The 8,799-nt window shown below is 69.5% G+C and carries 9 protein-coding genes; 7 read left to right on the top strand and 2 right to left on the bottom strand.

Annotated features, from left to right (window positions below; translation table 11 throughout):
* The first annotated feature begins 163 nt into the window (after positions 1-163).
* From ispG to ACLQ7T_RS15905, 4 genes are all read left to right on the top strand, one after another.
* Positions 164-1,315: a flavodoxin-dependent (E)-4-hydroxy-3-methylbut-2-enyl-diphosphate synthase gene (ispG, locus tag ACLQ7T_RS15920; protein ID WP_420480266.1), complete on the top strand. Its 1,152-nt coding sequence runs from the start codon at positions 164-166 to the stop codon at positions 1,313-1,315.
* A 60-nt stretch (positions 1,316-1,375) separates the two neighbouring features.
* Entirely contained in the window at positions 1,376-2,248 is an 873-nt protein-coding gene (locus ACLQ7T_RS15915) for an alpha/beta hydrolase family protein (RefSeq protein WP_420480265.1), read from the top strand.
* Between the two features lie 4 nt (positions 2,249-2,252).
* Complete coding sequence (locus tag ACLQ7T_RS15910; RefSeq protein ID WP_420480264.1) at positions 2,253-2,843, top strand: glutathione S-transferase N-terminal domain-containing protein; 591 nt, start codon at positions 2,253-2,255, stop codon at positions 2,841-2,843.
* 154 nt (positions 2,844-2,997) lie between these two features.
* Positions 2,998-3,507 carry a PEGA domain-containing protein gene (locus ACLQ7T_RS15905; protein ID WP_420480263.1) on the top strand — a complete coding sequence of 170 codons (510 nt, stop codon included), beginning with the start codon at positions 2,998-3,000 and terminating at the stop codon, positions 3,505-3,507.
* A 57-nt stretch (positions 3,508-3,564) separates the two neighbouring features.
* Here the strand turns inward: ACLQ7T_RS15905 and ACLQ7T_RS15900 are convergent, their stop codons facing one another.
* Positions 3,565-4,344, bottom strand: a complete 780-nt coding sequence (locus ACLQ7T_RS15900) for a sulfite exporter TauE/SafE family protein (protein WP_420480262.1) — start codon at positions 4,342-4,344, stop codon at positions 3,565-3,567.
* A gap of 163 nt (positions 4,345-4,507) precedes the next feature.
* Between ACLQ7T_RS15900 and prfA the strand changes: the two genes are divergently transcribed.
* On the top strand, positions 4,508-5,575 hold the full coding sequence (gene prfA, locus ACLQ7T_RS15895; RefSeq protein ID WP_420480261.1) for a peptide chain release factor 1: 1,068 nt from the start codon (positions 4,508-4,510) through the stop codon (positions 5,573-5,575).
* A gap of 2 nt (positions 5,576-5,577) precedes the next feature.
* Here the strand turns inward: prfA and ACLQ7T_RS15890 are convergent, their stop codons facing one another.
* A complete protein-coding gene (locus tag ACLQ7T_RS15890) occupies positions 5,578-6,801 on the bottom strand; it encodes a YihY/virulence factor BrkB family protein (RefSeq protein ID WP_420480260.1) in 1,224 nt (407 codons plus the stop codon).
* 82 nt (positions 6,802-6,883) lie between these two features.
* Here ACLQ7T_RS15890 and prmC point away from each other — a divergent pair, with 82 nt between their 5' ends.
* Both prmC and ACLQ7T_RS15880 read left to right on the top strand, forming a co-directional pair.
* Complete coding sequence (gene prmC / locus ACLQ7T_RS15885; RefSeq protein WP_420480259.1) at positions 6,884-7,792, top strand: peptide chain release factor N(5)-glutamine methyltransferase; 909 nt, start codon at positions 6,884-6,886, stop codon at positions 7,790-7,792.
* Between the two features lie 295 nt (positions 7,793-8,087).
* Positions 8,088-8,799, top strand: a 712-nt coding sequence (locus ACLQ7T_RS15880) for a DUF4167 domain-containing protein (RefSeq protein WP_420480258.1), incomplete at its 3' end; no start/stop codon positions are given.

The raw sequence follows: 8,799 nt of genomic DNA, 5'->3' as shown, positions 1-8,799 counted from the left end.
GCCAGGCCGCCCAGGCCGCCCAGGCCCGCCTCGAGGCCGTGTCGGCCACAGGGCCGGCCGCTCCGGCGCCCGTCGCCGCGACCGGCGGCTGATCACGGCGGAGTCTGTCGGATCGCCGCATGTCGTGGCCATGCCGCAATCGTGAGCCTATGTTGGCCCTGACATGAGCCTCGACCACACCCACGTCCGACCCTGGCGCCACATCGAGCGTCGCAAGAGCCGCCAGATCATGGTGGGCAATGTCCCCGTGGGCGGCGGCGCGCCGATCAGCGTTCAGTCGATGACCAACACGCCGACCTCGGACGCGGCGGCGACGATCGACCAGATCCGCCGTCTGGAGGAGGCCGGGGCCGACATCGTTCGCGTCTCCTGTCCCGACGAGGAGTCCACGGCTGCGTTCCGGACCATTGTTCGCGAGGCGAAGGTCCCGCTCGTGGCGGACATCCACTTCCACTACAGACGCGGTATCGAGGCCGCCGAGGCGGGCGCCGCCTGTCTGCGGATCAATCCGGGGAATATCGGCAACGCCGAGCGGGTGAAGGAGGTCATCAAGGCCGCCCGCGACAACGGCTGCTCGATGCGCATCGGCGTCAACGCCGGTTCCCTGGAACGGGAACTGCTCGAGAAATACGGCGAGCCCTGTCCCGACGCCATGGTGGAAAGCGCGCTGAACCATGCCCGCATCCTGCAGGACAACGACTTCCACGAGTTCAAGATCTCGGTGAAGGCGTCCGATCCGTTCCTGACGGTGGCCGCCTACCAGCAACTGGCCGAAGCCATCGACTGCCCCCTGCATCTGGGCGTGACCGAGGCCGGTCCGCTGCGCACCGGCACCATCAAGTCGGCCATCGGCATGGGGTCGATGCTGTGGGCGGGGATCGGCGACACCATCCGGGTTTCGCTGGCCGCCGACCCGGTCGAGGAGATCAAGGTCGGCTTCGACATTCTCAAGTCGCTGGGGCTGCGCCATCGCGGTGTGAACATCATCGCCTGTCCCTCCTGCGCCCGCCAGGGTTTCAACGTCATCGAGACGGTGGCGGTGCTCGAGGAGAAGCTGGCCCACGTGACCACGCCCATGTCGCTGTCGATCATCGGCTGCGTCGTGAACGGCCCGGGCGAGGCCCTCTATACCGACGTCGGCTTTACCGGCGGCGGCAAGGGGTCGGGCATGGTCTATCTGAACGGCAAGATCGCCCACAAGCAGGCCAATGAAGGCATGATCGACGAAATCGTCGCCCAGGTTGAAGCCAGGGCGGCCGAATTGGAAGCCGCCCGCAAGGCCGCCGCTGAACCCGCTCTCGCGGCGGCGGAATAAGCCTGTTCCGACACCGGCTGCTGGTTTAGTCAAACCGGATCATCCGGTGGGGTATTCAGAATGATCCGTCGCGTCGCGTCCGCGCTTGTCCTGGTTGTTTCTCTGGGGCTGGCCCCCGTCGCCCCGGCCTTCGCCCAGCAGGCCCCCGCACCGGTCACTTCCACCGCCGCAACAGCGGCCACCCATGTGGAGCTTGCTGCCCCGGACGGGCGCACCATCGACGTCAGCGTGTGGCAGGCCGCGAATGAGCAGGCCGTGATTGTCTTCGGTCACGGCTGGGGCAATTTTCCCGCCTCCTACAGCCGGATCATCGACTACTGGGTCGCCCAGGGCTTCACTGTCGTGGCGCCGATGCACACCGATTCCCTGCGTCACCCGCAGCACGCGGAGGCGACGCCGCAGAGCATCTTCATCAGCCGGATCGTCGATCTTGAGGTGGTGCGCGGCTATGTGAAGGCCTCGCATCCCGGAAAGCCCATGGTTGCGGCGGGCCATTCCTTCGGTTCGCTGAACGCCCTTATGGAAGCCGGCGCCGTGACGCCCGCCGGTCCCATGGCGGATGACGAGATCAAGGCGGTCGTCGCCTTCTCGTCCCCGGGCCTCATCCCGCAAGTGGTGACGCCGTCGACGTTCGCCACGGTGACGGCTCCGGTCCTGATGGTCACCGGCGACGCCGACCTTGTGCGGGGGTTCGTCACCGATCCGCGGGATCATCGCGCGCCCTTCGACGCCAGCCCGGCGGGCGACAAGATGCTGATGACCTTTGCAGGCGGTGATCACAGCCTCATCGGCAATGCCGACGCCGACGATTTCGCGCTGATCGCAACGACAGCGACCGACTTCATCCGGGCCCACGCCCTCGGCGATTCCGCCGCCCGGGCCCGCCTGGACGCCCTGACCGCGCCCGAGGGCGTCACCATCGAGCGCCGCTGATCCGATGAAGCTCTATATCACCACACCCTCGCCCTACGCCCGTAAGTGCCGGATCGTCGCCCGCGAGAAGGGGCTGGCCGTGCAGGAGATCGCGGTCGACCCCTACGCAAACGCGCCCGAGTTGCTGGAGTCCAACCCGGTCATCCAGGTGCCGTCCCTGATCGCCGCCGACGGCCTGCCGCTGAACGACAGCCCCGTCATCTGCGAGTATCTGGACGGCCTCGGTGACGGCCCGCGTCTGCTGCCGGCCGCTGGCGACGACCGCCTGCGGGTTCGGCGGATCGAGGGAGCCGCTGACGGGCTTCTGGAGATGGGCGTCAAGCTGGTGCTGGAGAAGCGGCGTCCTGAAACGGAACGCTCGCCGTCCTGGATGGCCCGCTGGAGCGACAACATGCACCGCGCGCTCGATGTTCTGGAGGCCGCCGGTCTGTCTGCGGACGATTTCCATATCGGGACGCTCACGACAGGCGTCGCCCTGACCTGGCTCGACTTCCGGCATCCGGATTTCGACTGGAAGACCAACCGCCCGGGGCTGGTGGCGTTGCAGGCGGCGCTCGAGGCGCGTCCGAGCTTCGAGGCGACCCGGCCCGTCTGACGCCCGGGGCCAGTCGCGCGCCAATTTCCCGTTTCGGTGATTGACGGGGCGGCCGCCTCAATGCGAGGTAGCGCCGGAGCCGCCGGGGGGCGGCTTGCTCTAAGTCTCGGGGGATTCTTTGTTTTCTGTTCGTTTCGCGCGCCGCGGCGCGCAAATGGTCGCGCTTGCCGTGATCGCGGTCAGCCTGCCGGCCTGCGCATCGATTATCCGGGGGGTCGATGAGGACTTCCGGGTCGAAAGCACCCCGTCCGGCGCCCAGGTTTCGACCACCAACGGCTTTGAGTGCGCGGCGACGCCCTGCACCTTCCGTATGCCGCGCAAATCCAACTTCGTGGCGACCGTCTCGATGGACGGCTACGTCACCCAGGAAGTCAGCGTCGTCGGTCGGGTCAGCCGCGACGGCATCGTCACGATGGCGGTGGGCAACGGCATTCTGGGCGGCGGCATCGGTGCGGCGGTGGACGCCACCTCCGGCGCGATGCGCGACCTGACGCCGAACCCGCTTGTGGTCGAACTTCTTACGCCCGCCCAGGAGGCCGAGCGCCTGTCACGGGAGGCCGCCGAGGCGGCCGCCGAGGCTGCGGACGCCGCCGCCCAGGCCGCCGACGCTGTGGCTGCCGCCGAAGCCGCCGCATCCGACACGGTCCCGGCGCCGCAGAGCTGAGCGAAACGCAGGGGCGAGACCAGGGGGTGCGGCCGGATCGGGTGCGGCCGCACAGCCCTACCGGAGCAGCCCTGCCAGCTGCAGCCCCTGGAAGCCGGCCAGCAGGATCAGCAAGCCGCCGACCGCCCAGGTCATGGGGCGGCGCGGAACCTTCTTGGCGATCAGGCCCGCGAAGGGGGCGGCGAGCAGTCCCCCCGCGACCAGGCCGCCGATCGCCGCGGCATGGTTTTCCAGGGCTCCGGCTTCCGTCCAATGGCCGGTGACCAGCGACCACACGAAGGTGGCGCTGACCGCCACGGTGACGAAGAACTCCGCGGTGTTGACTGTGCCGATGGCCCGCCTCGGCTCCTGACCGGCGCCGACGAGGGTCGAGGACACCGTTGGCCCCCAACCGCCGCCGCCCACCGCGTCCAGAAATCCGCCGATCGCGCCGAGGGGGGCGGCCCACAGGGGGCGAACCGGGCGGGACGGCGCGTTCCGGCCCGCGCGCCACAGGATCCAGAGCCCCATGAAGGCCAGGTAGGCCACGACGAAGGGCTTCACGACGTCCCCGTCCAGTCCGGCGAGGACATAGGCGCCGAGACAGCCGCCCATGACGCCGGCGACCGCCAGCGGCGCCAGGAGCCGCCAGTCGATGTTCCGATGCCAGGCGTGGCTGCCGGCCGAGGCGGCGGTGGTGAAGACCTCCGCCCCGTGCACGCTGGCCGACGCTGTCGCGGGGGGGACGCCGAAGGCCAGCAGGACCGACGACGAAATCACGCCGTAGGCCATGCCCAGGGCCCCGTCGACCGCCTGGGCCAGAAAGCCGACGGCGAGGAAAAGCAGGAAGGTGTCCATGAAAGCTCCGGCGGCCCTGTCGACCGCAGCCGATCTTCGCTGAATGGCGGGCCACGGCAAGGGTTGCGCAGGGCCGTCGCCGGTGACGCCTGTGTGACCGCGCATCGACAGGGCGGGCCGCGCCGCGCTAAAGGCTGCGACCCCTTCTTTCACGGAGTTCTCCTTGCGACTGCCCCAGGCCCGGCTTGATCAGGTGCTCGATCGTTTCCACGAGGTGGAGGCGCGCATGGGCGCGGCCAGCGACGGCGCCGAGATCGTGCGCCTGTCGAAAGAGCATGCCGAGCTGAAGCCGGTCGCCGACGCCGTGCAGGGGTTGGCGAAGGCCCGCGCCGAGATGGTCGATCTGGAAGCCATGGCCGAGGATCCGGAGATGGCCGACATGGCCGCCGAGGAGCTTCAGGCCCTGAAGGAGCGCCTGCCGGAGCTGGAGCGTGACGTCGCCCTGCTGCTGGCGCCCCGCGACGCCGACGAGAACGCCTCCGCCGTGCTGGAAGTGCGCGCCGGAACCGGCGGCGACGAGGCCGCCCTGTTCGCGGGCGACCTGTTCCGCATGTACTCCCGCTACGCCTCCACGCGCGGCTGGCGTGTGGAGGTGGACAGCGCCACCGACGGCGAGATGGGCGGCTACAAGGAAATCATCGCCACCGTCACCGGCGAGGGCGTCTTCGGTCGGCTGAAGTTCGAAAGCGGCGTCCACCGCGTCCAGCGCGTGCCCGCCACCGAGACGCAGGGCCGCATCCATACCTCGGCCGCCACCGTCGCCGTCCTGCCCGAGGTCGAGGACGTCGAGATCGAGATCCGCGATCAGGACATCCGCATCGACACCTATCGCTCGTCGGGCGCCGGCGGTCAGCACGTCAACAAGACCGACTCCGCCGTCCGCATCACCCACCTGCCCACCGGCATCGTGGTGACCTCGTCCGAGAAGTCGCAGCATGTGAACCGCGACAAGGCGATGAAGAACCTGCGGGTCCGCCTGTACGACATGCAGCGACAGGAGAAGGACAAGGCCCGCTCGGACGCCCGGAAGTCGCAGGTCGGCTCGGGCGATCGGTCCGAGCGCATCCGCACCTACAACTTCCCGCAAGGCCGGGTGACCGATCACCGCATCGGCCTGACCCTGCACAGCCTGCCGCAGATCCTGGAGGGCGAGCTCGACCCGATGCTCAACGCCCTGATCGCCGAGGACCAGGCCGCCCGCCTGGCCGATCTGGAAGCCGAGTTCGGCTGAGGCTAGCTGCGGCTGCGTATGCGCCGCCGCATCAAACGGTCCGACAGGGCCTCGGCATGCTTCAGGGTGAAAGCCAGGGCGGCCGGATTACCCCGGCGCGGCCCCACCGTGTCGGCCACGACGGCGCCGCGATCGCCGATGGCCCGCGGCGCGCCGGTGGTCGTGTCCATGGCCGTCTGGTGCTCGATCTCGGCGTTCAGTTCGGCCCCCATGATGACGATCTGCACCGTCAGCCAGGTCCACAGCAGGAAGCCCATCATCGCCGCCAGCGGGCCGTAGGAGGCTGTGCGCACGAAGGTCGAGACATACCAGCTGAACCCCAGCGACAGGCCCAGGCTGAGCAGGGCGGCGAAGATGGCGCCGGGTGTCAGCCAGCGCCAACGCGCCTTCTGGCGGCAGGGGCCGACCCGGTAGATCAGGGTCAGGGCCGCCATATAGCCCAGCAGGAGGACCGGCCAGCGGAAGGGCGTCAGATAGGCCCACTCGTCCTTCAATCCGAGGACCCCCAGGACGACCGGGACCCCGACCACCATGCCGGCGGACAGCAGGACGGCCACCAGCCCTCCGGCGGTGAAGCCCATGCAGATCAGATTGTAGCGGACGATATTGCGACGCTCGACCTCGTGGTAGGCGATGTTCAGTCCGTAGAAGAGCACCTTGATCGCCCCGTTCGCCGTCCACAGCGACAGCGCGAGGGTCCAGACCAGGGTGAAGGTCAGCTCGGTGTTGGTGTTCTCGGCCAGACGCTGCATTTCAGCGCCGAGGAACTCGGCCACGCCCGCGGGCAGGACTGAATAGAGAAAGGCCAGCCGGCCCCAGGCGTCGTTCGGATCGGCGAACAGGCCGTACAGGGTCACGAAGGCGGCCAGGGTCGGGAACAGGGACAGGACCACGAAGAAGGTCACCCCGCCCGCAACGAAGCCCACGCGGTCGCCGAAATAGGATGCGCCCACACGCCAGACGATGTCGGTCCAGCCCTTGCGCGGAATCTGCTCGGGCCGGCGGGCCATGCGCCCCCGGCCCGGCTCCTTCGCCTCGAAATCCTCCGGGGTCGGCGGGGGCGGGGTCAGGGGCTCCGGACGCTCGGGCCTGAGTTCGATGCCGTATTTGTGTCCCCGGGTGTAGAGCAGGTGCGCCGCCCCGGCGCCGGCCGCCAGGCCGCCGACGATGGCTCCGGCCACGCCCCAGAGACCCGGCCCGCTCTTCCTGCCCGACTGACGCTGCATCCGCCCGTCAACGGCCAAGCTGTCCGGACGTTCCCGCGCTCGGCGCTTGAAATCCCGCGCGGTCCGGTCCAAGCCCCTGCGCATGACCGACGCCGCCCCCGCCCGCACCCTGCTGACCACCTGGAAGGCCGCCCAGGCCGCGCTCAAGGCCGGGAAGATCGACAGCCCGTCGATCGACGCCCGCCTGCTGCTGGAGGTGGCGGCGGACTGTTCGCGGACGGACATCCTCACCGACCCCTATCGTCCCGTCACCGCTGAACAGCAGGCGACGATGGAGGGCTATGTCGACCGCCGCCTGAAGCGGGAGCCGGTGTCGCGGATCCTGGGCCGCAAGGGCTTCTGGAAGATCATCCTCAACGTCACCCCGGACGTGCTCAGCCCCCGCCCGGACACCGAGGCGATCCTCGACGTGGTCCTGCTGGCCTACCCGCCGCAGGAAGCCTTCACGATGATCGACCTGGGCACCGGCTCGGGCGCCATCCTGCTGGCCACTCTGGCCGAGCGCCCGGCCGCGAGGGGCGTCGGCACCGACATCTCCACCGAGGCCCTGGCCGTGGCGCGCGAAAACGCCGCCAACCTCGATCTCGGCGGCCGCTGCGATTTCATCCGGACCGAGTGGGCGACGGGCTTCGCGGACCAGAGTTTCGACCTGGTGGTCTCCAACCCGCCCTACATCCCGTCCGGCGATATCGCGGGACTGGACCCCGAGGTGCGCGAGCACGATCCGCATCTGGCGCTGGACGGCGGCCCGGACGGTCTCGTCGCCTATCGCGAGCTGGCCCCCGAAATCATGCGAATCCTCAAGCCCGGCGGGACCTTCGCGGTCGAGATCGGCTGGGATCAGGGCGCGCCGGTCAAGGCGCTGTTCGAGGCGGCGGGCTTCACTGACGTCATCGTGGTCAAGGACCTGTCCGACCGCGATCGCGTCGTCACCAACGGGCCCGATCCCCGCACGAACCCGATCCCGAAGATGTATCCCGAGGCGGGCTGAGAGGGGCGACGCACAATCCCTCTTGGAAACGCCACAAAGCCGCGCTAAGTCTTCGCTGTCTCCCACCAGAACGCACGCCTCGAACCTGTCCGGTTCCTGATTCGCGCGCGTTCCGGACCGTGACGGTCGGGCCAGTCGCCCGGCGGACCACGGGGCGACACGGCTTTCCGAACACATCGCCAGCGGGGAATAGGCCCCGCCCGAGACGGAACACCCCCGGATGGAGACCGAGCCCGAGGCCCGGTTCGTCCTCCCCACCAAGGCACGGTAGCGTCCGATGAGAGATTTCAAGGGCATGAAGCGTCAGCGCGGACGCAACAGGAAGCCCGGCGGCGGCGGCAACGCCAACGCCACCAATCCGAACCGCTCCTGGGACTCGCAGGGTCCGGAGAACATCAAGGTCCGGGGCAACGCCCAGACCGTCTATGAGCGGTACATGCAGCTGGCGCGCGATGCGGCGGCCGGCGGCGACCGCGTTCTGGCCGAGAACTACACCCAGCACGCCGAGCACTATTTCCGCGTCCTGCGCGCCCTGCAGCCGGCCCGTCCGGTGTCCGAGATCGCCCAGCGTGAACTGGCCGGTCAGGGCTTCGACATCGACTTCGAGGATGAGTCCGGGGCGCAGGCCGCCGCCATCCTCGCCGCCCAGCAGGCCGAGGCCGATCGCGCCGCCGAGCAGGAGCGCCGCCAGCGCGACCAGGAAGAGCGCCAGCAGGAGCGCCAGAACAACAACGGCGAAGGCCGTCGGGACCGCGAGGACCGCGAGCCCCGCGCCGAGGGTGAGGACGGTCAGGGCCGTGAGGGCGGACGTCGCGAGAGCCGCCGCGAGCGCTGGGAGCGCCGCCGCGAGGAGCGCAACCGTCGCTTCGAGACCGAGGCCGGCGGCGAGGCTTCCACCGACGCGGGCGAGGGCGCTGCGCCTGCCGGGGATGCGGCCGCCGATGCGGCGCCGGCTCGCGGTGAACCTGCTCGGCTCCCTGCTGCTGCATCTGTTCGTCGCGCGTCCG

This window comes from Brevundimonas sediminis (genome assembly GCF_048799765.1).
GTDB lineage: Bacteria > Pseudomonadota > Alphaproteobacteria > Caulobacterales > Caulobacteraceae > Brevundimonas.
This window is presented reverse-complemented; position numbering and strand designations above follow the sequence as displayed.

What these genes read in the sequence shown, in the direction of transcription:
- ACLQ7T_RS15890 (WP_420480260.1), bottom strand. Translation starts at nt 6,801, where the DNA reads ATGCAGCGTCAGTCGGGCAGGAAGAGCGGGCCGGGTCTCTGGGGCGTG.
- ACLQ7T_RS15910 (WP_420480264.1), top strand. Translation starts at nt 2,253, where the DNA reads ATGAAGCTCTATATCACCACACCCTCGCCCTACGCCCGTAAGTGCCGG.
- ACLQ7T_RS15915 (WP_420480265.1), top strand. Translation starts at nt 1,376, where the DNA reads ATGATCCGTCGCGTCGCGTCCGCGCTTGTCCTGGTTGTTTCTCTGGGG.
- ispG (WP_420480266.1), top strand. Translation starts at nt 164, where the DNA reads ATGAGCCTCGACCACACCCACGTCCGACCCTGGCGCCACATCGAGCGT.
- ACLQ7T_RS15900 (WP_420480262.1), bottom strand. Translation starts at nt 4,344, where the DNA reads ATGGACACCTTCCTGCTTTTCCTCGCCGTCGGCTTTCTGGCCCAGGCG.
- ACLQ7T_RS15905 (WP_420480263.1), top strand. Translation starts at nt 2,998, where the DNA reads ATGGTCGCGCTTGCCGTGATCGCGGTCAGCCTGCCGGCCTGCGCATCG.
- prmC (WP_420480259.1), top strand. Translation starts at nt 6,884, where the DNA reads ATGACCGACGCCGCCCCCGCCCGCACCCTGCTGACCACCTGGAAGGCC.